The 24,337-nt window shown below is 50.9% G+C and carries 17 protein-coding genes and 1 pseudogene; 15 read left to right on the forward strand and 3 right to left on the reverse strand.

Annotation, left to right across the window (positions count from 1 at the left end; genetic code table 11):
* Window positions 1-58: 58 nt before the first annotated feature.
* Window positions 59-931 carry a LysR family transcriptional regulator gene (locus REC12_RS22995; protein WP_308898295.1) on the reverse strand — a complete coding sequence of 291 codons (873 nt, stop codon included), beginning with the start codon at window positions 929-931 and terminating at the stop codon, window positions 59-61.
* Between the two features lie 625 nt (window positions 932-1,556).
* On the opposite strand from REC12_RS22995, the gene REC12_RS23000 reads away from it, so the two are divergent.
* The 14 genes and pseudogenes from REC12_RS23000 (at window position 1,557) to REC12_RS23070 (ending at window position 19,850) form a co-directional block, all read left to right on the forward strand.
* Window positions 1,557-2,477 carry an NAD(P)/FAD-dependent oxidoreductase gene (locus REC12_RS23000; RefSeq protein WP_308898296.1) on the forward strand — a complete coding sequence of 307 codons (921 nt, stop codon included), beginning with the start codon at window positions 1,557-1,559 and terminating at the stop codon, window positions 2,475-2,477.
* A 482-nt stretch (window positions 2,478-2,959) separates the two neighbouring features.
* Window positions 2,960-3,745: an enoyl-CoA hydratase/isomerase family protein gene (locus REC12_RS23005; RefSeq protein ID WP_308898297.1), complete on the forward strand. Its 786-nt coding sequence runs from the start codon at window positions 2,960-2,962 to the stop codon at window positions 3,743-3,745.
* 224 nt (window positions 3,746-3,969) lie between these two features.
* Window positions 3,970-5,214 (forward strand): FAS1-like dehydratase domain-containing protein, encoded by a 1,245-nt coding sequence (locus REC12_RS23010; protein ID WP_308898299.1) that lies wholly within the window; start codon window positions 3,970-3,972, stop codon window positions 5,212-5,214.
* A gap of 15 nt (window positions 5,215-5,229) precedes the next feature.
* Complete coding sequence (locus REC12_RS23015) at window positions 5,230-6,150, forward strand: NAD(P)/FAD-dependent oxidoreductase (RefSeq protein ID WP_308898300.1); 921 nt, start codon at window positions 5,230-5,232, stop codon at window positions 6,148-6,150.
* 457 nt (window positions 6,151-6,607) lie between these two features.
* Window positions 6,608-8,317, forward strand: coding sequence for a UGSC family (seleno)protein (locus REC12_RS23025; RefSeq protein ID WP_445223116.1), 1,710 nt, complete (start codon window positions 6,608-6,610; stop codon window positions 8,315-8,317).
* Window positions 8,318-8,333: 16 nt separating this feature from the next.
* A complete protein-coding gene (locus tag REC12_RS23030; RefSeq protein ID WP_308898303.1) occupies window positions 8,334-9,683 on the forward strand; it encodes an SLC13 family permease in 1,350 nt (449 codons plus the stop codon).
* A gap of 229 nt (window positions 9,684-9,912) precedes the next feature.
* Window positions 9,913-11,268: an MmgE/PrpD family protein gene (locus REC12_RS23035; RefSeq protein WP_308898305.1), complete on the forward strand. Its 1,356-nt coding sequence runs from the start codon at window positions 9,913-9,915 to the stop codon at window positions 11,266-11,268.
* Between the two features lie 265 nt (window positions 11,269-11,533).
* A complete protein-coding gene (locus REC12_RS23040; RefSeq protein ID WP_308898306.1) occupies window positions 11,534-12,649 on the forward strand; it encodes a methyl-accepting chemotaxis protein in 1,116 nt (371 codons plus the stop codon).
* Between the two features lie 216 nt (window positions 12,650-12,865).
* Window positions 12,866-14,368, forward strand: a complete 1,503-nt coding sequence (locus tag REC12_RS23045) for a UbiD family decarboxylase domain-containing protein (protein WP_308898308.1) — start codon at window positions 12,866-12,868, stop codon at window positions 14,366-14,368.
* Window positions 14,369-14,379: 11 nt separating this feature from the next.
* Complete coding sequence (locus REC12_RS23050; RefSeq protein WP_308898311.1) at window positions 14,380-14,616, forward strand: hypothetical protein; 237 nt, start codon at window positions 14,380-14,382, stop codon at window positions 14,614-14,616.
* A 16-nt stretch (window positions 14,617-14,632) separates the two neighbouring features.
* The gene (locus tag REC12_RS23055) at window positions 14,633-15,217 is read left to right on the forward strand and encodes a nitroreductase family protein (protein ID WP_308898313.1); all 585 of its coding nucleotides are present in this window, start codon (window positions 14,633-14,635) and stop codon (window positions 15,215-15,217) included.
* Window positions 15,218-15,325: 108 nt separating this feature from the next.
* Window positions 15,326-16,483: a lactonase family protein gene (locus REC12_RS23060; protein ID WP_308898314.1), complete on the forward strand. Its 1,158-nt coding sequence runs from the start codon at window positions 15,326-15,328 to the stop codon at window positions 16,481-16,483.
* Window positions 16,484-16,831: 348 nt separating this feature from the next.
* Window positions 16,832-18,313 (forward strand): UbiD family decarboxylase, encoded by a 1,482-nt coding sequence (locus tag REC12_RS23065; RefSeq protein ID WP_308898315.1) that lies wholly within the window; start codon window positions 16,832-16,834, stop codon window positions 18,311-18,313.
* Between the two features lie 343 nt (window positions 18,314-18,656).
* A pseudogene (locus REC12_RS23070) lies at window positions 18,657-19,850 on the forward strand (IS701 family transposase).
* A gap of 83 nt (window positions 19,851-19,933) precedes the next feature.
* On the opposite strand, the gene pdxR reads toward REC12_RS23070, so the two are convergent.
* A complete protein-coding gene (gene pdxR / locus REC12_RS23075; RefSeq protein ID WP_308898317.1) occupies window positions 19,934-21,331 on the reverse strand; it encodes a MocR-like pyridoxine biosynthesis transcription factor PdxR in 1,398 nt (465 codons plus the stop codon).
* Between the two features lie 205 nt (window positions 21,332-21,536).
* The gene (locus tag REC12_RS23080) at window positions 21,537-22,793 is read right to left on the reverse strand and encodes an IS110 family RNA-guided transposase (RefSeq protein WP_308898319.1); all 1,257 of its coding nucleotides are present in this window, start codon (window positions 22,791-22,793) and stop codon (window positions 21,537-21,539) included.
* Between the two features lie 295 nt (window positions 22,794-23,088).
* On the opposite strand from REC12_RS23080, the gene REC12_RS23085 reads away from it, so the two are divergent.
* Entirely contained in the window at window positions 23,089-24,060 is a 972-nt protein-coding gene (locus REC12_RS23085; protein ID WP_308898320.1) for a DMT family transporter, read from the forward strand.
* Window positions 24,061-24,337 lie beyond the last annotated feature (277 nt).

Below are 24,337 nucleotides of genomic sequence, written 5' to 3' on the forward strand. Positions count from 1 at the left end.
TCTTTTTTCAGTGGATGAGTGATACGTCACGGTGCAAACGGGAAATAGCTCCGCTTGTTCACGGCCCGGCGCTTCCCTGCGGGTAGAGGTCCTGGACGACTTTAAGAAACTCCCTGACGACCTGTGAAGGCGACTCGCGGTGAAGGATGACCCCCATGGGCACGAGGTCAGTCTCCAGCGGGATGGCGACCAAGGGCTGCATTGAATTGATGAAGGACGCTTTGGAGATGAAAACACCGTTGTTATAACAGATGTTGATGATGCTCTGCAGGTCGTTGCTTGTAAAGATCTCCGGCTCAAGGTCCTGGCAGCACTGGCTCAGCTGCGACAAAAGCTCGGTGTTTTTTCTCAGCAGGCCGACACGGTTGCCGGACAGCTCTTCCAGACGGATGGTTTTCTTCCCGGCCAGCGGGTGGCTGGGCGTGATCAGGCATTTATAGGGCATAGGGAAGAGCTTGGTGTATTTCACGCCGGAGCTTTCCAGCTCGGGGTGGTAAGTGCATTCGGCCACGTCGGCGCGGTCGTTGAGGATATCCTCGACAAAATGATTGCTCGCCTGCAGGATCACCTTCTGCTTAATGTCGGGGAACCTGCGCGCAAACTCGTTGAAGGCGTTTTCCAGCAGCAGATGCGGATGATAGGGGTTTTCGATGCGGATGGTCTGCTGATGAAAGGCGAGCTCCTTGCATCTTTGGGTGACCGAGTCTATTTCGGCGAGTATTTTCCTGGCCCCGCGGCAGAATTCCTCGCCGGCGGGGGTTAAGGAGATGCCATGGCGAGTGCGCATGAGTAAAGAGAAGCCGACCTCTTCCTCCAGGGAGTCGATTTGCTTTTTAATTGCCTGCTTGGAAAGATAAAGGGCCTCCTCCGCTTTGCTGAGGCTGCCGCATTCAACTGTTTTGAGCAGTGATTTCAGTTGCTGATCGTTCATATGCACCACCCCAATCGTAAACGTATGGTTGACGATAAGTTAAGTTAAGCAGTCTGGTTGATTGTGCCCTTTTGGGGATAGTACTTGACTTCTCTATAACTCCAAGGGTTGTGCTTCCAGGCAAACCGCACGTGGTTGAATCACAGGACAGGGGTGCTTATTTACAGTAAGTATATAAAAATAGCCGGGGAATAGCAACAATAATTATTATACATATCTTAATTGCAATAAAATTCAGATGGATATAATAAAGTTTGCCACCTTATTCTAAAGGAAACCGACATTGTGGTGCCAAAAAGTCTGCCGCAACTTTGAGGGAGTTGCGGCTACCAGAATATAATCCGAACCTTGCTCTGCTTGGAGAGAGGTTTGGATTTTTTGTTTGTTGTGAACTTTTAGTTAACAATTAAGTTAATGAACATAAAGTCAATTCCAGTGCCGCTTGTTTTGTATTAAATTTAGAATAAATAAAACAAACCGAAGTACTTGAAGGCCTGGGAACAATGCTCAGGGCAAGGCCGCACCAAGAGCGATGTCAGCACCAAGCCTCTTTCCCAAAAGGAACAGGGTGAAACCCTGTAATTAACCCGGCAGCGAAAAGCAAAACGCTCAGAGGAGGAAAACTATGTTTACAGATTATGACGTGATTATCATCGGCTCCGGCTGCGCCGGGTTGGCGGCAGGTATCTATACGAGCCGTGCCGGTCTCAGCACCGGCATCCTGGAAAAAGGGGGCATGGGCGGCGAGATGATGAGCCGGCAGCTGATCGAAAATTACCCCGGCTTTGCCAACGGCGTGATGGGGCCGGATCTTGGCTCCGCCATGCTGGCCCAGGCCTCAAATGCCGGAGCCGAGGTCGAGTCCGGTGAAGTCACCGGCGTCCAAGACAAGGGCAGCTACAAAATCGTCAAGACGCTTAACGGCTCCCTCACCTGCAAGGGTGTCATCATCGCCGGCGGCTCCCACCCGAGGCTGCTGCAGGTGCCCGGCGAGCAGGAGCTGGCGCACAAGGGTGTGTTTTACTGCGCCACCTGTGACGGTGTCCTATGTGCCGGTAAACCGGTCGTCGTGGCCGGCGCGGGGGACAGCGGGATAACCGAAGCGCTGTACCTGGAGAGACTGGGCTGCAAGGTAACGATTGTCGAGCTTATGCCTCAGCCCAAAGCAGCCAAGATTTTGCTGGACAGGGCCGCTGCCAACCCCAACCTGGAAATCAGCTGCGGCACCAAGATAGAGGCCATTGTCGGGGACGAATGGGTCAGCGCTGTTGATATTCAGGACGTAGCCACAGGCGCCAGGAGCCGCCTGGAAGCAGGCGGGATTTTTGTCCGTATCGGACTGATTCCCAATACGCAGTTCCTGCAGGACCTCTTGCCCCTGGACCCCGGCGGCCAGATTCCGGTCAACGCAACCATGGAGACTGCTGTTCCCGGGATTTTCGCCGCCGGAGACGTTCGCTTCCACTCACCGGCGCAGATGGCCACCGCGGTCGGCGACGGCGTCACCGCAGCCATGGCCTTGGGACGCTATCTTGCTTCCCTCTAAATGTCTGGTTAAGAGAACAGCGGCACCGGCAAAGCCGGCTACCCGGGAGTGATTGATGTCTTTGCGGAGACCGGCAGATTTCAAGAACTTGACCCGCTGCTCACTTTCGCCGCTGGCATCTCAAAGCAAGCAAAACCGAGCCTTTTTCCGCTGGGAGAGAGGTTCGGTTTTTGTTTTTTAAAAGTGATTTCAGTTCCGGTCATTTATAGGCATCACCCTAATCGTGAACTTTTGGTTGACAATGAGTTAGCTTAAAGCTAATTCCGCAGTAAATACCGGGATAGTAAAATATGAAATACATAATACAGCTGACAAGCAGGCCTGGAGCGACACTGGAAGAGCGGCGATCCATTCGCCCGGACCCTCCTCACTGCCGCCGGGAAATTCGTGCAGAACGAATGGGGCCAAGAGCGGGGAAGGGTCTCCGCGGCTGCGATTCCAAAGCGCAGCCTGGTATTAGCAAGACTGGAGGTAGGTACGAGATGGATTATCAGTTCATTCTGTACGAGAAGAGCGAGGGGATCGCGACTATTACCATTAACCGGCCCGAGCTGCGCAACGCACTGACACAGGCGCTTATGGCCGAGCTCGGAGAGGCGATAGATCAGGCAGACCTGGATGAGGAGGTGAAGGTGCTTATTCTGACGGGGGCGGGAGATCGCTCTTTTGTCGCCGGTGCGGACATCAACGAGGTGGGCGCACGCAATACCTTATCCGAGCTGGGACCGAACAGCCGCTTGCGCCGCGCGGTACTCTCGGGCCTGGAGCACTTATCCAAGCCCAGTATTGCCGCTGTAAACGGCTACGCCCTGGGCGGCGGCTGTGAACTGGCCCTGGCCTGCACCCTCAGGATCGCGGCGGACTCGGCGCGGTTCGGCCAGCCCGAGATTAACCTCGGCATCATCCCGGGGTTAGGGGGGACGCAGCGCCTTGCCCGGCTGATAGGGAAGGGCCGGACGATGGAAATGGTTCTCCTGGGAGAATTAATTGACGCCCAGGAGGCTTTCCGCATCGGCCTTGTCAACAGGGTGGTGCCCGTTGCCCATCTGCTGGAGGAAGCAAGAGCTTTGGCCAAGAAACTGGCTGCCAAGCCGCCCCTGGCCTTGAGGGCGGCCAAAGATGCGGTGGACTATGGCACAGACATGAGCCTGGAGACAGCCCTGGAGTTCGAAAACCGGCTCTTCGCCATTGTTTCGGGCAGTGCCGACAAGGCGGAAGGAGTAGCCGCCTTTCTGGAAAAGCGTAAGCCTGAGTGGCGGGGCCGCTAGGTGATAATGAACTTCCCTTGCTGTGCCCAAATGGATTTATTGGCTATCCGGTAAGTAAAAGATAGCGCGTTGCCATCGAACTGGAAGGAGTTGATGAGAACCGCTGCCGGCAGCTAAAGAGGTGCCTGAAATCGAACAGATTAAGAGGGATGTGGCCAAAAAGCAGTCTAACCCTCCTGCCCACAGATACTGAGGGAATATCGGCTGAAAAGGAGACAGAAAAAATGTCGGAGAACACTGCCAAATTTGATTGGGACAGTCTGAGCGACGAAGAATGGAACAAGAGGCTGGACGAGCGCGTTGCCGAGTTCAATGAGGGCCGCGGTGAAATGAAGCTCCCGCCTCCGGCCATTGCGATTATGGACGAAGAGTATACACGGGGGATCAACAACAAATTGGTGACCGAGGATCTTATCAGGCACTATGCCGATGCCATTGGCGATCCGAATCCCTTCTGGCGCGATCCCACCTATGCTGCCAGCACCCGTTGGGGCGGCATTATCGCACCTCCGACGTATGAATCCTGCATCGCCTTCGGTTCCGCTTTCGGCGGCCGTTTGCGCATGCCCGGGATTGCCCGTCTGGCCGGCGGCAGCAAGCACGTCTATAATAAACCCATTCGCCCGGGCGACACCTTCTCTATTTACGACAAATACGAGGGATTTGTGGAAAAGCAGGTCACGGGCAAGAACTACCGGATGTTCATCGAAAGTGTCCCCCGCTACTATGTCAATCAGAGAGATGAAGTTGCCGCTATTGAAATCCACCGCAACATCTATATGGCAACGCCGCCCGGCAAGAGAAATTTATCGAAAAAAGCCAAGGAAAATAAGATGTATCAGGACAAGGTGCGTCATCTTTACAGCAAGGCAGAGCTTGACGTTATCCATCAGAATTATGACGACCAGCTCGCCGGTGTTTTTCGCCGCGGCGCTAAGACCCGCTACTGGGAGGATGTTGCCGAGGGGGAGGAAATCCCGACTATCATCAAGGGACCGGTCGACGTCTCGGATGCCTGCGCCCGCACTGTCGTAAGCTGCTACCAATACGCCTATGCCATCAAGTGGGCCTGCATGAGAGGACACCTCGCTACCCACCCCATCGACCCGGAAACCGGCGAATATTTCATGCGCCGCGATTGGCACTACACGGATCACGCAGCCCAGGTTCTGGGATATCCCTACGCCAATTCGGCCGGTATTCAGAACGAAATGATGCTCGTTCACGCGGCGACGGACTGGATGGGGGATGATGGTTTCGTAAAATCTATGGACGCGCAGGACAGACGCATGGTCTTCTTCGGGGATATGACCTTTGTCAAGGGAAAAGTCGGGAGAAAGTTCGTGGAGAACGGTGAACACCTCGTGGAACTGAACGTCTGGGGTGAGAATCAGGATGGCGTTGTCCATACCAAGGCTGATTTTATTGTCAAGCTCGTTTCGAGAGCCGAATACGACAAACCGCTTTAATTCGGAGGAGAAATTATGTATACAGACTATGATGTGATTATTATCGGCTCCGGCTGCGCCGGCTTGGCGGCAGGTATCTACACGAGCCGCGCCGGACTCCAAACCCTCATCCTAGAAAAAGAAACCATGGGCGGCGAGATGATGAGCCGGCAGCTGATTGAGAATTACCCCGGCTTTGCCACGGGCGTGATGGGACCGGACCTCGGCTCTGCCATGCTGGAGCAGGCGGCGAATGCCGGGGCTGAAATCGAGACCGGCGAAGTCAGCGCTTTAAAGGACAAAGCAGGCGTCAAACTAGTTAAGACTGCCGACCAGACCTACACCTGCAAAGGCGTCATCCTCGCCAGCGGCTCCCACCCGCGGAAGCTGCAAGTGCCCGGTGAGCAGGAGCTGGCCAACAGGGGCGTGTTCTACTGCGCCACCTGCGACGGCGCCCAGTGTGCTGGTAAAGCAGTTGTCGTGGCCGGAGCAGGGGACAGCGGCATAACCGAAGCGCTGTATCTGGAAAGACTGGGCTGCAAGGTAACGATTGTCGAGCTCATGTCCCAGCCCAAAGCGTCCAAGGTCTTGCTGGACAGAGCCGCTGCCAACCCTAATATAGAAATCATCTGCGGCACCAGGATAGAGGCCATTGTTGGAGAGGAATGGGTCACTGGCGTTGATATTCAGGATGCAGCCACGGGCGCCAAGAGCCGCCTGGAAGTAGAAGGGATTTTTGTGCGTATCGGACTGATTCCCAACACGCAGTTCCTACAGGACCTCTTGACACCCGGCCCCGGCGGTCAGATTCCGGTCAGCGAAACCATGGAGACTGCTGTTCCCGGGATTTTCGCTGCCGGAGACATTCGCTTCCACTCACCGGCGCAAATGGCCACTGCCGTCGGCGACGGCGTCACCGCGGCCATGGCCTTGGGACGCTATCTTGCTTCACTTTAGGGCATTAATAAAAAATAAGAAATCATTTCATTGTAATTTACAGACAGACGTATCCCTTGAACTATGTTTTTAATTGTGCACTATAAAACAACAAAAACATGGCAAGGGATACAGAAATATGATCTTGTATTTTGGGAAATGCCAAGATCTTCACAAGGAAAGCCCCAATAGACTTAAAGGTTGTACGACACATTTTGCTTTAGCAAGAGTTCATAAAACGATAGCCATTTATAACCAAAAAAGTCAGAAAAGAGCGACAAGGCGGAACAGTTATATAAGGAAGAAAAATTATATAATTTATGAGTTTAAGGACTTACACCTGTTAGGGCGACCGCATGAGTGAGGGCTTATAGCAGCGGGAAAGAAGGCTGTCTGCCGGATTTCCTGCCGCATAAATAAGCAGGCCCAAGCGCTTGATGTTTGGGTGTTAGCTAATAATAATTGGGGGGATAGTTCTATGAAAGAAGCAAATGTTTATGATGTTGTCTGGCCTAGCGGCAAGAGTACGGTGTCAGGTGCAAAACTTGCGAAGCGTTTGGATACGCTGGAAGGCAAAGTGGTCGCCGAGTTATGGGACTGGGTTTTCAAAGGCGACATCATGTGTGAAGCCTTTGAAGAAGAATTGCCGAAACGATACCCGGGAATCAAGCTCATCAGCTGGCGGGAATTCGGCGAAATTCACGGACCCCATGAGAAAGAGGTACTGGCGGCTCTTCCCCAGAAATTAAAGGAGTTTGGCGTTGAAGCCGTCATCTGTGGCGTCGGCTGTTGAGGGAGCTGTATAGCCGCCGTGACGCGGACAAGCATCCTGGTTGAAAAACTGGGAATTCCCACAGTAACCTTGTGTTGTGATGGTTTTCATACGGCAGGCCGCTTTACGGCCAAGGGAGAAGGGTATCCTAATCTGCCCTATGCCGTTCATCCGGGCCATGTCAATACAACGCCCAATGAAGAGGTTTATAAACATGCCGCCGAAATTATGACGGATCAGGTGGTCAAAGCTTTGACGGTACAGCCGGCGGATGCGAAACCACCCAGAGAGCCGGGCCTGAGAGATGTCATCTTCAGCGGCAGCTTCGAAGAAGTCAACGACTTTTTCTATGATCGTGAATGGAGTGAAGGCATGCCTGTTGTGCCGCCTACCGTCGAGAAGGTGGAACAATTCCTCAAATTCACACCACGTTCTGCTGACGAGGTTCTGGGGATTCTTAAGCCGGAAAACCGTCAGGCCACCATCTGGAATATTGCCGTCAACGGGGTGATGTGCGGCTGCCGGCCGGAGTATATGCCGGTGCTGATCGCGATTGTCGAGGCTTTATGCGATCCGGCATTTTCCCACGAGTCGCTGGGGCATACGCCCGGCACAGAGACCCTGATAGTCCTCAGCGGCAAAATTATCAAGGAGTTGGACTTCAACTACACCCAGGGGGTTCTCCGTCCCGGATTCCGGGCCAACACCAGCATTGGCCGTTTCTTCCGCATGTATCTCAGGAATGTGGCGGGATTCCTGCCGCATAAGACTGACAAAGGCTGCTACGGAGATAACTTCAGAATAGTTCTGGCCGAAAATGAAGATTATCTTGCCAGTGTGGGCTGGGAGACGTACAGTGTTGACCGGGGCTTCCAGGCAGGGGACAACGTCATAACCATTCTCAGCTGCACGGAAAGAACCCAGGCTATCGAAGCGGGCTGGCCAACGGCGGAAGGGATTCTCCTAAACATCGAAAACCGCATGGCGGACAACCACCTCTTTATCCAGTTCTTTTTCCGGGGAGACCATACAAAACCCATGATTATTATGACCCCTCTCATCGTCGACTCTCTGGTCAAAGAGGGGTACACAAAAGCTATGGTGAAAGAGCATTTCTTTAAGAATGCCAAGCTGAGGCTGAGCAACCTGAGCGGCAGGATGGTCGAACGCTTCCAGAAGGGCATTGAAGATGGCAATTATCCCGAATTGCTGGGCACCTCCAAAGATATGAGTGAGGGCCGCTTTGTTCAGATGGTTGCCTGCCCGGAGGATATCCAGATTGTCGTCAGTGGTGACCCGGGCAGAGATCATGTCCTCGTCTGCGCCGAAAACGGATTTATAGGCCCACCGACAAGCAAAAAGATAGACTTGCCGGCAAACTGGGAGGAGTTGCTGAGAACGTCTACCAACAACTAGAGAGGGGAAAGAATAAATGAGCAACACTGCAGTATTGTGGAGCTGCCTGATCGCAATCGGAATTAGTATTGCCGTCACCTACAAGTGGAAGGTCAATTTAGGTTTTATGGCCATGAGTTTCGCCTTTCTGATCGGCTGTATGTTCCAGGGGGATACGGTTGCCACAGTTTTCGGTTTTTGGCCGAATAGCATTGTATTTTTCCTGATCGCCGCCTGCCTTTTATTTGGCTTCGCAGCGGAAAACGGCACAATGAAAATGTTCGGCGACAAGCTCCTGTGGCGATTCCGCAAGAATATCAATTTCATCCCCATTCTGATTTTTCTTGTCGCCATGCTCTTAGGTTTTCTGGGCGCCGGTTCGTCGACGATGGTCATTGTGACCCCTATTGCTTACTCCATTGGCATAGCCGCCGGCGTGGACCCTATGTTAATTGTCTTTGGAGTCGGCATGGGCTATATCACCGGCGGGTACAACCCCTGGACCGGTACGGGCGTCATTATGCTGGGATTGATTGAAAAGAACGCAGCGGCAGTGGGAGCTGCCTCGGCGTCCCAGATCTATATGAGAGTCTGGTTAACCTTTGTTATCAAGCAGATTATCTTTATGGCTATTTTCTATGTCTTCTATAATGTCATCAAAAAGAAACGGAATAAGGGCCTGCAGGGAAATGAGTCCCGGGAGATCAAAATCGAGAAACCCGCAGATTATACGCCAGTGCAAAAGAAAACTCTCATTTTGATCCTGATTTCCTGCTTGGTGATCGTGATTCCAAGCCTCGTCAGCACTTGGTTCCATCCTAAAGGCTGGTTCTTTACCGATCTGGTCAATCTGTGCAAGCCGCAAGCTATTTTAGTGATCGCCGCTGTTATCGCCAATATTATGAAACTGGCCGATCCTAAAAAAGTCATCAACAGACTGCCGATGGGCGCTATCCTGATGATTGTCGGCGTCTCCTTCCTGATGGGAATTGCCACGAAAGCCGGACTGCTCGATGTTTTGGTGAGTTTGTTCAAGAACGAGGCCTTGCCCGCTTTCCTGGTTGCCCCGCTCCTCTCCATCCTGGCCAGCTTCCTGACGATCTTCACCAGCGCCAACTTCGTGGTTGCGCCCTTGTTATTCTCCATGGTGCCGGCGCTGAGCGCCGCGATGGGGCTGAATCCTGTCGGCCTTTATGCTTCCATTATGATCGGAGCGGACGCTACCTCCATATCGCCTTTCAGTGATGCCGGCGCCCAGTTGATTGCCTTTGCTCCTGACGAACTGAAGGACCGCATGGTTACTAAACAGTTCGGCATGGTTTTTGTGGTCTGGGGCATGTGCGCCTTAGCGGCGCTGCTTGGCCTGTGGAGCGTCTTCCCGGTATAAAACCCCAGCGCCGGGCGCAGGAAAGGGAGGAAATTTATAGTGACAACAGACGGACACTCTGTTGCCGTGATGATTCCCCCCGACCCTGGCGTCAGATGAAGACGCTGAACTGAGACGGAAATATAGTTTCCTACTATATTATAGAAGATGTTTTTAGCAACGACTACCCGCCGAGAGATAAATTTCCCTCGGCGGGTCAGCCTATCGAAGAGAAAAAGGAGGGAATGTCATGGTAACCACTGAAAAAGTAGCCAAGCTTATCGTAGATTTCAATTACGACTCCATCCCCGAGCGGGGTATAAAACAGTCCAAGGCCGCGATCATCGACTCTATCGGCGCAGGCCTTCTGGGTTACAGGGAGCCGGTAGGGCAGGCTATGACGCAGGTCGTCAGCGGCCGGGGCGGAGAGCCTGAGGCACGTCTCTGGGCAACGGGCCAGCGCACCTCTCTGCTGAATGCCGCCTTGATCAACTCCGTCTGCCTGCATGCCATGGACTATGACAACGGCGGTTCCCTCGGACATCCTGCCGCCGTGATGATTCCCCCGGCCCTGGCACTGGGTGAAAAATACAAACTCTCCGGCAAAAAGATCATCGAAGCTTACGCCGTAGCCTATGAGCTTGGCGCCAGGCTCCGGAACAGCCTCGGCGATCTCCAGTTCGGCGCGGGCTTCCACGCAACCGCCCTTCTGGGAGTGATCTGCTCGGCGGCAGAATCCGCCAAGCTGATGGGACTGGACCTTCAGAAAACGCGGATGGCCATGTCCATCGCAACGTCACTGAGCTCCGGTATGCTCCAGAGTTTCGGCTGGGACAGCAAGCCGATTCAGGTCGCGCGGGCAGCTGAAAGCGGCGTGCTGGCGGCTCTGCTGGCTCGGGAAGGCAGCACCGGCGATCCCTATATTTTCGAAGAGAGCAAAGGTTTTTATTACGTTTACGGGCAGGAGGAGGCCTCGATCAAGCAGTTGACTGAAAACTTCGGCAAGCCTCTGGCGGTTGCTGCGGAGAGAGGACATTTTAAGCAATGGGCCTGCTGCGGCGGGAACTACGAAGTTCTGAGCGCCCTGTACGATTTGCTGGCCGGGCAGGATATCCCGGCGGATCAGATCACGGAGATTGTCGTTGCCACCTCTATGACGCCTCCCGGCCCTGCTTTCCGCCTTCAGCCCAGAACCCCCATGGAGGGCCGCTTCAGCATTACTTACAATATCGCTAGCTGCCTGATCGATGGTTTCGTCAATCTGAACACCTTTAGCGCTGGGAAATTCAACCGTCCCGAAGTCCATGAACTGATGAACAAGATCCAGGTGATCCAGCATCCCGAATGCGCCGGCAAGCCCCGCAGGCTGCAGGGTGAATCCCGTTTTGTGACGATCGATATCCGTCTCCGGGACGGCCGTCTCATTTCCAAGCGGCAAGAGGCCGCGAACCGAAAACAGCTGGCGGATGAAGAGATTTACGTCAAATTCGCGGAAAATGCCCGCAGCACCGGACTGGCCGAAGACAAGATCGCGAAGGCCGTTGAACGGGTTAAATCTTTGGAGAATTGCGATGATGTGACGGAGCTGATCGACCTGATCTGCTGATGCGGTAAAAGGAAAAACAGAATAATCACTTAAGTCTCTTTGTAACGTAAGTGTTCAGCCGACTTTCCAACCAGTAACCAGGGCCTGGTATGCCAATCCCCGGATAGTTACGCTTTGGTAAGCCGGCTTATTTAATGACCAGTTTAGAAAAGAGAAAACCATTCTTTAAAGGAAGATAACCGGTTGTTTCTTAAAGGCACTGCTTTATGAACGGAGGGGAAAGGTTCTGGAAGAGAATAAAATCAGACTGAAGGATCTTGACGCCTTGAAAATTTTATTTAGTCAGCTTGTCAAAACTTATGAAAGCGGAGCTGCCTTCTTTCTGCATGACAGAGAAAAGTTAATCTTTGTGACCGCTAATAATTTCACCTCGCAGAAATTTGAAATAGGACATCGCAATACCAAAGGGGGCCTTGCCGACCAAATTATCGAAAGTCAGGCAGAAAAGAGGGGAAAGCGCAGTGCCGAAGTGTCCGGCGGCAGGGATACTATGTTGGGCGGCCCTATCTGGGCCGACGACAAATCCTCTGTCGAGGGATGCTGGATCTTAAGGATGCAGCACAGGCATAAACTGGTCGAAGCCTTTGATCAGTTTGCGCCGATAATGACGGAGATGTTTACGGAAGGCGGCCTGCTTTTCCTTTCGGATAAGGAGAAATACGTGACAAGACAGGGTTCGAAGAAATTTGATATAGCGAGGATACAGAAAGGCGCTGAACTTGAGAAGACAGCCGTGGAAACCATAAGAAGCAAAAAAGAGATAACGAGAGACATGCCGGAATCGGTATACGGTGTCCCGGTTCAGGTATCCTATTTTCCTTTGTTCGACGACGATAACTCGGAGGTTGTAGGAACTTTCGGCCTGATGCTGCCCAGGTCTTTGGCCCAGGAGCTGAAAGTAATGGCCAACACTCTGGGGCGCGGGCTGACAGAGGTATCGGCGGCCATGGAGGAAATCGCGGCCTCGGCTTCAAATGTCAGCGACAACCAAAACCAATTAAATCAAGAGATCAAAAAAGTTCAGGAATTAACCGAAAAAATTGACCAAGTCATGGTCTTTACCAAAGAAGTGGCGGATCAGACCAAAATGCTGGGCCTCAATGCCGCCATAGAGGCGGCGAGAGCCGGGGACGCGGGCCGGGGCTTTGGAATTGTCGCCGAAGAAATCAGGAAGCTTTCCGAAGAATCCAAGCAGAATGCCCTGCGCATAAAAGAGTTGACAGCCCACATAAGTCAATCAATTGCCAGTACAACCCTGTCATCTGCGGGAACACTGGAAACCGTCGCCGAAGTGGCCGGGGCTACCCAGGAGGTGACGGCCACGCTTGAAGAAATGGCGAGCCTGGCGGAAAAGCTGGATAAGGTGGCCGTATCACTCTAAAGTGGCTGTCACTTCCTAAAGCATGCCTGCCACAGGAAAGATTGCCTTCAACGGTTGTCAACCTATGGTTAACAAGCTATTAGCCTAAAGTTAATTCCGCCCTCAGCGGATGCGGTGTACCTTTCTAAATAAGCAGGCAAAGGGATAACTGGGCGAAGCGCCCGGCATGAGTTAAGTACGAAAACTATGACACAGAAATTAAGGGAGGTTCTGTCCATGAGCAGTCAGAAGGTCGCAGTCACAGATTTACGCTCAGCTTTGGAGCTGTTAAAATCCATCCCCGGACAATTAATCGAAACGGATGAGCCGGTACAGCCCCACGCGGAATTGTCCGGGGTTTACCGTTACATCGGAGCAGGCGGCACCGTGCAGCGCCCCACGCGGATCGGGCCGGCCATGATTTTTAATCACGTCATTGGGCATGAAAACGCCAAAGTAGTGATTGGCTTGCTGGCCAGCCGGGAAAGGGTGGGCTATCTGCTGGACACGACGCCGGAAAAGCTGGGCTGCCTTTTGAAAGATGCCGTTAAAACGCCGCTGGCGCCGATTGTCATCCCCCCGGAAAAAGCAGTTTGCCAGGAAGTTGTTTATTATGCGGATGATCCGGGCTTTGATCTGCGCCGATTAATCCCTGCTCCGACGAATACCGAGCAGGACGCCGGCCCTTATATCACCATGGGTATGTGCTATGCCAGCGATCTTGAGACAGGGGAATCGGATGTGACGATTCACCGGCTCTGTCTGCAAAGCCGGGATGAACTCTCAATCTGGATTACCCCGGGTGCCCGTCATATTGGGGCCTTCTATGAGAAGGCGGAGGCCGCCGGGAAGCCTCTGCCCATTTCGATCAGTATAGGAGTTGATCCGGCCATTGAAATCGGCTCCTGTTTTGAGGCGCCAACGACTCCCTTGGGTTATAACGAGCTGAGTGTGGCCGGAGCGATCAGAAAACGTCCCGTGGAGCTGGTTCAATGTCTGACGATTGAGGAAAAGGCTATTGCCAATGCCGAGTATGTGATCGAAGGCGAACTGCTTCCCGGTGTTCGGGTGAGAGAAGATCAAAATACCAATACCGGTATGGCCATGCCGGAGTTTCCCGGTTATACCGGACCGGCGGCTTCCATACCGGTCATTAAGGTCAAAGCGGTGACCCACCGCCGCAACCCGATTATGCAGACGGTTATCGGACCCAGTGAAGAGCATGTCAGTATGGCGGGGATACCTACGGAAGCCAGTATCCTGGATATGGTGGAACGCGCCATGCCCGGCCGCCTCCTGAATGTTTACGCCCACCCGGCCGGCGGCGGAAAATATATGGCGGTCATGCAATTCAAGAAAACCGTGCCCAGTGACGAGGGTCGGCAAAGACAGGCCGCCTTGCTGGGCTTCTCCGCCTTTTCCGAGTTAAAACACATCATATTGGTGGATGAAGACGTGGACCCTTTTGACAGCAATGATGTGCTGTGGGCCCTTAATACACGCTATCAGGGGGATATCGATACCGTCTTTATTCCCGGAGTGCGCTGTCATCCCCTGGACCCCACGCAGAGTCCCCTGTACAATCCTTTGCTGCGCGATAAAGGGGTTTCCTGCAAGGTTATTTTTGATTGTACTGTGCCCTTTCACCTCAAAGAGCATTTCAAACGCTCAAAATTTAAAGAAGTCGATGTCAGCCGTTTTCTGCCCCGAGCAGATGGAACAAGGAAGCATGCAACCTGAGAGAAACGCCATTGCACCGCGGGCCCATCCGCCTGATGGGGCTTGCGGCTGAGGCGGGAGCCGTTATCGTGCCGCCGGTCCCCATGTTTTATCACCTGCCCCGAACCAGCGAAGATTTGGTGAATCGGACCGTGGGCTGCTTATTAGATCAGGCCGGCATCGACGGGCCGGCTGCCAAACGCTGGGGCGAGGAAAAGGGGACGGTTGCGCCGGCCTCCGGGAGTCAGGCAGGAGGTTCGAAAAAATAAATCAGGAGGTCAAAGGATGATTCAGAATGAAGTACTCGCTTGTATCCGTGCGCGGCGAAGCACCCGTAAATTTCAGAAAGAGCAGATTAAAGATGCGGAACTGGAAGCATTACTGGAAGCAGCTACCTGGGCGCCCAGCGGAGGCAACAGCCAAAGCTGGCTCTTCACCGCAGTCCAGAACAAAGAAGCTCTTGCCAGGATTAACGAACTGCTGAAGACGGGATTTCAAAACTGGATTCCTGATGACGGTTATCCCGGCAAAATCAGTGCTAAAGCCGCTGCGCAAAAGGAAAGTTTTGATTTCTTCTACCAGGCGCCGACTCTGATCATTGCCTCGAATCGGCCGAATTATCAAAATGCCCTGGCAGACTGTGCCCTGGCTCTGGAAAACCTTTTTTTAGCGGCGCAATCCCTGGGCTTGGGCAGCTGTTATCTTAATCAGCTGCACTGGCTGAGAAATGATCCTCAATTGCGCGAATATCTTTTTCAGTTGGGCATCCCCAGAGAACATACCATCTGCGCTTCGGCAGCGGTTGGGTACATTGCCAGGGAATCAAGCGCGCCGCCCCGTAAGGACGGCACGATTAATATTGTAAAGTAAGTATCAAACACCAGGAATGGAGATAACTGACCGGCAAATCAGGATCAAGCGGCTTTGCCTAAAGCAAGGCCCGGAAAATAAATTGTGCATTTAAAGGAGACCGTGACGATGGGGAAGTCGTATGTTTACGTAGGCAACCGGCGAACGGAGAAACAGCCGCTAAGCGGCATAGCCATATGCGGGTATGAGGAGGAAAGCGGCAAACTCCAACACCTGAAAAATGTTTATCAAACCCTGGGCATTGGCGCTGTGTATCTTGATACGAAGCGCAATGTGCTGTACTGCACGGACGAGCTGGTGGATTATCCGGGCCTGCGGGCGGGCGGCGGCGGACAGGTGGTGGCATTTGCCCTCAATCCCGCAAACGGAGATCTGACCGAAATAAACCGCCGGCCTTCTTACGGGGCCAAACCTTCTTCTCTCGTGACGGACCCGGCCGGGCATTATCTGCTGGTTACCAACCACGGCTATAGGAACACCGTTACCCAAACCGAACAGGATGCTTTCGGCAAGCTCTTTCTCAGGGTCCTGCGTGACGAGTCCTCTGTTGTTCTTTATCCGCTGAGGGAAGACGGCTCTATCGGGGAGCCTTGTGACATTTTCCGCCTTAGCGGTGAAGGCCCCGAGCCCTTCCAGCTGAGTGCCCACGCCCATTCCATCCGCAGGTCTCCGTTGGGAAAATTGTATGCGGTCTGCGATAAGGGGGGTGACCAGGTGTTCATGTTCAAGCTTGATTATGACAGGCAAAAGATCGTTCCCTGCCCGGGGAGCCCCTTGCAGCGTTCACCCGGTTCCGCGCCGCGCTACAGCGCGTTTCATCCGCAGCTGCCCTATTTGTTTGTGAACAAGGAAAATAAGCCTATTATCAGCGCTTTCCGTTATGACGAGGAAGGGAAACTGGAGCATATCTGGACTGTTGACGCGCTTCCGCCGCAGATAACCCCGCCGGAGGGTTTTTTGCAATCCGATATTTGCCTGGGAAAATCCGGCCACTATCTCTATTCGCTCCTGAGAGTCGTGAATGTGATTTCAGTTTTTAAAATCGACGGGAAAACTGGCCGGCTCACACTGGTGCAGGCTTTGGAGAAGGCCTGCGCCGGCGGCAGAGGCTGCGCGGTCTCTCCCGACGGACGCTTTCTCATCCTTGCGGCGCTCGAAGGGCACGAGGTGGCAACCTATCCTATAGGAGAAGACGGCAGGCTCTCTCCGGCAGTCTCCTCGATCGTTCAGCCCCTTCCCGGGACCGTAACCTTTTGGGAAGCGTGACACTTCCTCTAAGAGGTAAGAAGCGGCCGGCACCGACAACCGGTTCATGGCTTTTTGTTGCTTAGGAGACTAAAATTAAGGTTGTAAAGTGCGAGTGCGTTCTGAAGGCGGAACGCACTTTATCTATTTCTTCATTGGGTAACTATGGGGAGCTTGGAGGCAACGCAGCAAGGCAGAACAGCAATAACCATTTTCCGAAACCAATAAAATGTTGTATAGTAGTTATACTGTTTCCCGAAGGTGAGAAACATTGCCTGGAAAAGCAACCGGGAGGGGAACTCCTAATCTTATGCAGTAAAGGCTATCTTATAAAGTAAAGGCTGAAGAATACAAGGGGGGAATAGACAAATGTCAGAAAAGAAAGAGGTCCATGATTTAAGATCTGCCTTAGAGCTGTTGGCATCGGTTCCGGGACAATTAATTCAGACGGATATTGAAGTTGACCCTCATGCCGAGCTGGCGGGAGTTTACCGTCACGTAGGAGCGGGCGGAACTGTCATGAGACCGACTAAGGAAGGTCCGGCCATGATTTTCAACAACCTCAAAGGCTTTGCTGAGGCCAGAGTGGCTATCGGCGTGCTGGCCAGCAGGAAACGCGTCGGCTTGCTTTTGGATACAGATCCCAAAAAACTGGGGTTCCATTTGGCCAACTCCGTTAAAAATCCTCTACCGCCGGTGGTGATTGACAATAAATATGCCCGCTGCCAGGAAGTGGTGCACTATGCCGATGAACCCGGCTTCGATGTGCGGAAGCTGGTCCCGGCGCCGACCAACACAGAGGAGGACGCCGGTCCTTATATTACCATGGGCATGTGTTATGCCAGCGATCCCGAAAACGGAGACAGCGATATCACGATTCACCGCCTTTGCCTGCAGTCCAAGGATGAAATCAGCATGTTCTTCACTCCCGGCGCCCGTCATTTAGGCGTTTTCCGGGAGAAGGCGGAAGCCATGGGCAAACCGCTGCCCATCTCGATCAGTATCGGCGTCGATCCGGCCATTGAAATAGCCGCAGGGTTTGAGCCGCCTACCACGCCCATTGGCTTCAACGAGCTGCAGATTGCCGGGGCTCTCCGCCATAAACCTGTGGAATTGACGAAGTGCCTGACAATCCGGGAACATTGTATTGCCAACGCCGAATATGTGATTGAGGGAGAACTGCTTCCTAATTTCTATGTCAGAGAAGACCAGAATACCAAGACGGGTAAAGCTATGCCCGAGTTCCCGGGCTACACAGGGGATGCCAAAGAAGTTCCGGTTATTAAGGTAAAAGCCGTGACCCATCGGGTCAATCCGATTATGCAATCCTGCATCGGACCCAGTGAGGAGCATGTGTCCATGGCCGGCATTCCCACAGAAGCCAGCATCATTCAAATGATCGAACGGGCTATGCCCGGCAGATTGCAAAATGTTTATGCGGCACCCTGCGGAGGAGGCAAATATGTCGTTGTCATCCAGTTCAGAAAGAATGTGCCCAGCGACGAGGGACGCCAGAGACAGGCGGCGCTCCTGGCCTTTTCTGCCTTCAGTGAACTTAAGCATGTTTTCCTGGTGGACGAAGATGTGGATTTATTCGATATGAGTGACGTGATGTGGGCAATGACCACCAGATTCCAAGGCGATAATGACGCGATCTTTATTCCGGGGGTCAGGTGCCATCCTCTTGATCCCTCCAGCAGTCCGGAGTTTTCAACGAGTATCCGCGATGTCGGTATCTCCTGCAAGGCGATTTTTGACTGTACTGTTCCCTATGACCAGAAGCAGCGTTTCCAGAGAGTAAAGTTTATGGAAATTGATGAAGGAAAATGGGCGGAGTTCCTGAAGGTTTGATCGTAGAAAACGCCGGAATTTAGGGCAATGTCCTTAACAGCATTGAGCAAAATCCAGGCTGCCTGGTTGTTAAACCAGATGCCTGCCTTCAGGCCAGTCCCAAATTCGAATGCGCATTCGACTTTGGGACTGGCCGTTTCGTTCTGTGCAAAATTCTTATTGACAAAAATGGCTGATCACAACTTTAAATGAAGAGATCCGTCCATAGAATCACCTTTTGCCTAATAACTATGAATGAGCAAAACAGCTTCCATTCTTTTACTAAAAATAAATAGAGACAATCTGCTTCCTTCTGTGGTATAAAATAAGTCACCACAACAAATCTATCCCAAGGAGGAAGCAAATGTCTCATAGTGCTATCTTACCAAATAACGAAGCAATGTTCAATTTCTTTAAAAGCCACAGGCTGCCACTATATTTTTCAAAGCCTGTTTTACGGCATATTCAAGACTTTATCGTGGCTGCTACAGCGAAAGGACATCGTGGTGTGGTAAGGTAGCGGACATTGCTGAATGGAGTTCGGTTCACCAAACATCCATTGGTCATTTTCTCTCCCATGGGGTATGGGATGAGTTTTATATCCAAAAAATTGTTCAACAAGAATCCCTCCAATTTGTCGTATCTCATTCAAAAAAGACTGAGCAACCCATTTTCGTGATTCATGATGACACAGTTTGTCATAAGACGAAACCTTCGTCACAGGCACAACGTCCTATCGAGCAAGCAGAGTTTCATTTTTCGCATTTAGAGGGTAAAAGTGTTTGGGGACACCAAGTCCAAGCAACCCTTGTTCAATGCGATGGCCACTCGCTCATATGATATTCATCGATACGATAAGACCAAGCGAAGCAAGCTTGATGATGCCTGTGAATTGGCTAAAACCATGCCGATCCCCCCTAAGTCAGGCTATGCTTTGGTCGATTCTTGGTATACATGCCCCAAACTCATGAACACCTATGCAGCAAGAGGATACCAACTGATTGGAGCGCTTAAAACGAATCGTATTCTTTATCCGCAAGGGATTCGGGTTCGCCTTGATACGTTTGCCTCCTATGTGACCCAAAAGGAAGTTCACCTTGTGACCGTGAACAGTTCACCCTACTGGGTTTATCGCTATGAAGGGGCTCTGAATAGTATTGAAAATGCCGTCGTCCTATTTTGTTGGCCGAAAGAAGCCTTTCAAGTGCCCAAAGCCTTGCATGCATTTCTGTGCACGGATGTTTCACTAGAAACACAAACCATTTTAGATTACTACAGCAAGAGATGGCCGATTGAGATCTTCTTTCGACAAGCCAAGGGGAATCTTGGTTTCAAAGGCTACCAAGTACGCTCGATCCGTTCCATTGAAAGACTTTGGGCTTTACTTGCTTTCACTCATTTGTACTGCACCATTGGATTAGGGCACCCCCTGCTCTTTGGTGATGGACTTCGAAAAGTAAGAAACGACGTAAAAGGCCAATACATTCAATGGATTTATGATTGTGGTAGAAACGAAATACCTTTAGATGCCGTTTTAAAATCTCTAAAAGCTGCTTAAGGAGAAGTTTAACTAATCGTCTGTAAATATTTGTTACGAGAATTGCTCATTTATAGCTAATAAGCTGCTAGCGTACTATAAACTCAGGTATTTAATTCCTTAATAATATTAAACAATAGTGCTACACCGTTGCTGATTATATCAGGTTCCAGATGCCCATATCCCATAAGCAGCTTGCTTTGATGCCGGCCTTTTTCTATGCAGTGGCTTTCTATAGGAGTGATATATATTCCGTTGTTTAGACAGCTGCTTTTAAACGCCTCGTCAAATCGCATTCCGGGAAAATCTATGGCGACATGTAACCCGGCTGAATCTCCATAAGTAATCCACTCGCTGCCAAAGGTTTCTTCCAGTGACTCCAACAGCACCTGCCGGCGCTGACTGTAAATTTTACGCATCTTTTGGACATGCCTGTCAAGCTTGCGTGTTCTCAAAAATTCCGCTAAAGCAGCCTGCTCAAAGGGCGGATTTTGTACATCCAGATGGGTACGCAGATCCCGCCAGCGCATTTGAAGCTGGTAGGGCAAAATTACATAGCCTATCCTCAGCGCCGGAAAAACGGTTTTACTGAAGGTGCCAACATAAATCACACGCTGCGTGTCCATCGTATAAAGCGGAGCAATGGGCTCGCCGCTATAACGGAATTCGCTGTCATAATCGTCTTCGATGATATAAAGATCGTTTTCTCTGGCAAAGCGAATCAGCGCGGCACGGCGGGACGCGGGAAGAATTCCGCCCAACGGGAACTGATGAGATGGTGTAACATATATTGCGCCTGCATTTCCGCACTTTGACAGGTAATCTGTTTGCATCCCCTCGGCATCAACCGGTATGGGAACAATGGTGCAGCCTTTGTTTATGAATGTAGCAAGCATTCCGGTATGACAGGGGTCCTCCATCAATATTTTTTGGCCGCCCCCGCACAAAAGGTCTGCAATCAAGTGAAGCCCTTGTGTTGCACCGGCAGTTATAAAGATATTATTCGGTAAAACCTTAATACCTCGGCTTCTGAACAACCAAGCCGCAATTTCTTCCCGAAGATCAGGCAATCCCTGCGGTCCGGTATAACCAAAAGCTTCAAGTGGCAGTTCCAAGGAAGCCTTGTATAACAACTGCTGCCAAAGGAACCTGGAAAATTGGCTCAAGTCGGGCCGGCCCGTCCGAAAACTCACTGAAAGTGGCCGGACTGCCTGGCTTTTTATTTTTGGCAATAATGCCGGTTCGACCGGTTCAATGCACAAACCGTCAGCAACCCGCGTGGGAGCTCCCTGCCGGCTTATAATGTAGCCCTCTGCAATCAGCAAGTCATAAGCCTCGCAAACTGTATTGCGGGAAACACTCAGTTCCTTTGCTAATGCTCGTGTGGACGGCAGAGCTTCTCCCGCATTCAGTTGCCCGGATAGCATCAGTTCTTTTAAGTTCTGATATATTTGACGCCATAGCTGCAATTCACTTTTCCGGTTCAATTCAATTCCTAACATGACGCCTCCAACTGGCTCTGTAAAATCTACACTATACTGGCTCTTTAACAGAACCAGTTGCATGGGTAAAATTATACCATCACATTAAATGAATGCAATGCATTTTCGGAGAGATGTTAGCTTGAAAAATGACTCAACGTAAGTTAAAAATAGGCGCACTTAAATAAAGGTGCTTTCATCCTTTGAAAATTTAATAACAGCTAACCTAAGCCACAGTAATGTCAGCAGCTTTTATTATATTATTTGAAATGAGAAGTTTTACAGCTTGTTTAATTGCTTTCTCTTTCTGTTTTTCCAGCATAGGTTGTGGCATATCAATTTTGTACAAATCGCTTGGATTCCACAATTCACCCGTAACAAACATGTGGTAAATGGCGGTGAGTATCATCCTAGCGATAGCAATAATGGCTCTTTTTTTGCCCCTCCTTTTGTAAAGGCGTTCGTACTTGATTTTGTAGCAAGGAGACTTATCCGATTTCACGGCTGCATGGGCAACTTGCACCAACGCAGGTTTGAGGTAGACACCGGCACGTGTAATTCGGACAGATTTCTTCTTACCGGCAGATTCGTTGTTGCCCGGGGTTAGACCCGCCCAACAGCATAAACGTTTGGAATTGGCAAACTGAGACATATCCGTTCCAATTTCGGAGATGATGGTGATAGCAGAAGTTCTTTCAACCCCAGGAATGGTACGGAGGAGAGTAATGGCGCTTTCATATGGAGCAACCATCTTGTCCAGCTTTTCATCCAGCTTGTTAATGGACTGTTGGACGAATTCCAAATGGGATCGGACCATTACGATACGCTCTTTTTGATCCTGGGTCATCTGATATCCTTCAATGGATTCAATCACGGTATCTGCTTTTTTCTTCAAGGCCTTTTGAAGAAGGGATGAACAGTGTACCGGATCAAAGGAATCAGAGGAAACCAAATAGTCCGTGATGGAAGAGGCAGATTTGCCAAACATGTCGGAAACGACAGCATCAAGGGCTACATTACAAACAGTAAAGGCATTTTGAAAACGGTTCTTTTCACTGCTTTTACAACAAACAAGTTTAAAACGATATCGGGTATATTCACGAAGAATACGAATGGGTTTTCTGGGAATATAACTTCCGGGTACCAAACCTAAACGGAAGAGATCTCCGATCCACTTGGAATCTTTGGTATCATCCTTGTTTCCCTTTACAGCCTTCACCCATTTTGGGTTGGCGACAGTGATACGGATGGTATCTTCCAAAAGATTGTAAACAGGTACGTAATACTTTCCCGTAGATTCCATACACACATCAAAGCAGTTGTTATCGATTAGCCACTGCTTGAACTGAAGAATGGAATTGTTAAAAGTAGAAAACCGTTTTTTGGAATAATGGGGAACGATTCCTTGGGAAGTACTGAGTGTGGCGACGAGAAACGTTTTATGCACATCGACACCACAGCAGATAGGATAAACGACTTTCATGACACAGCCCTCCTTTCATAGTAGAGGAAGACATTGACTGAATCACCACACATCTAACGAGAAGCTAAAACAATGATTAGCTTGCGGTCTTATAGAACCACTCATTTGTGCTTGAAAGATGATTCTTACACTGGTTAGAATACTGATTTAAGCCGAGAAGAGCTGTCTACGACTCACCTCACCGTGCTTTGTAGTGTATCTTCTCCTCAGACTAATTATTGCCAGTGTTGAAGGCCGCGCACCATTTTTCATTACTGTTTGTGCCGCCAGCGGTAGCGGCGGAATGGAGGTTAGAATGGATTATTTGAACGGGAAATTATATTTGATTTGTGCTTTTTCGTTGGCAGGAACCAGCGTCATATCGGCCAGATTTGTTATGGGAAAGCTTGGGACGTTTACAATCACAGCAGTAAGCCTATTTTTTGCGCTTGTATTTTTGGTTTCATTATGCGGTAAGCAACTTGTCCGCTATATTCCATCAATGTCATTTCGCACTTTTCTTTTTTTGTCACTGCAGGCCTTATGTGGGATTTTTTTGTTCCGTATGTTTTTACTAAGCGGCCTTTATTATACCAGCGCTGGAGAAGCGGGTATACTCACAGGCGCGACGCCCGCCATAACAGCGTTTCTCGCTATGGTTGTATTAAGGGAGCCGGTCAGCCGCAGAAAACTTGCCGGAATACTCTGTACTGTAGGAGGCATTCTGATCATTCAAGGAATATTAACGCCGGGAAACGGTTTATCCTTAGAACACCTCGGCGGGAATATACTCGTACTTTGTGCGGCGGCTTGTGAGTCCGCCTTCAACACGCTGTCACGTATTTCCGCCGTTAAGGCTGCGGCGGACTTGAAAGAGTCTTCAAGTCCTATTGCGCAGACCACAATTGTAACGGCAATTGCTCTGATTTTATGCCTGATCCCTGCAATGCTGGAGCATCCTTTGCAGGAACTTTCAGGAATCGGCCTGATGGAATGGGCGGCTCTTCTTTGGTACGGCGTATTTGTAACGGCTCTGGCATTTATCTGCTGGTACTCTGGAATAAAGCGATGCGGCGCGTTCACAGCTGCGGCTTTTTCGGGCATGATGCCGTTTACTGCCTTGCTGCTATCGACCGTAGTGTTGGGCGAAAGCGCCGATTATCAGCAGTGGTTGGGCGGTTTTCTTGTAATCGCCGGCATGATCCTTATCGGGACTGAAGGCAGGGATGCCGCGTCTCCGTTATCCAGGAATAGAAAAAGCAGAGGAAAGGAACAGGTTAAGGAATAATGGACACGCTCGAAACCTACATACAGGTGAGGTGACTGAGGTAGATAGCATGGAGTAAAGCAAAGATTAATTTATCAGATTCTACCGAAAAAGGTAAAAGATTTCTATTGCTGGACCTGAATTTGCCAGACCGTTTTTAATTGGAACGGTTTGGCTTTTTAATTTTAGGGATTTTCTCCGGAAAAACACTCTATCCAGGTGGGCCGACAATTGCGGCTATGACCTCCAGTGATTGAAAGGAGTTAATAAGGCACAGCCTCTCGACGATTAACAGACG

The sequence above is a fragment of the Candidatus Desulfosporosinus nitrosoreducens genome (assembly GCF_030954495.1).
Classification (GTDB): Bacteria; Bacillota; Desulfitobacteriia; order Desulfitobacteriales; family Desulfitobacteriaceae; genus Desulfosporosinus; species Desulfosporosinus nitrosoreducens.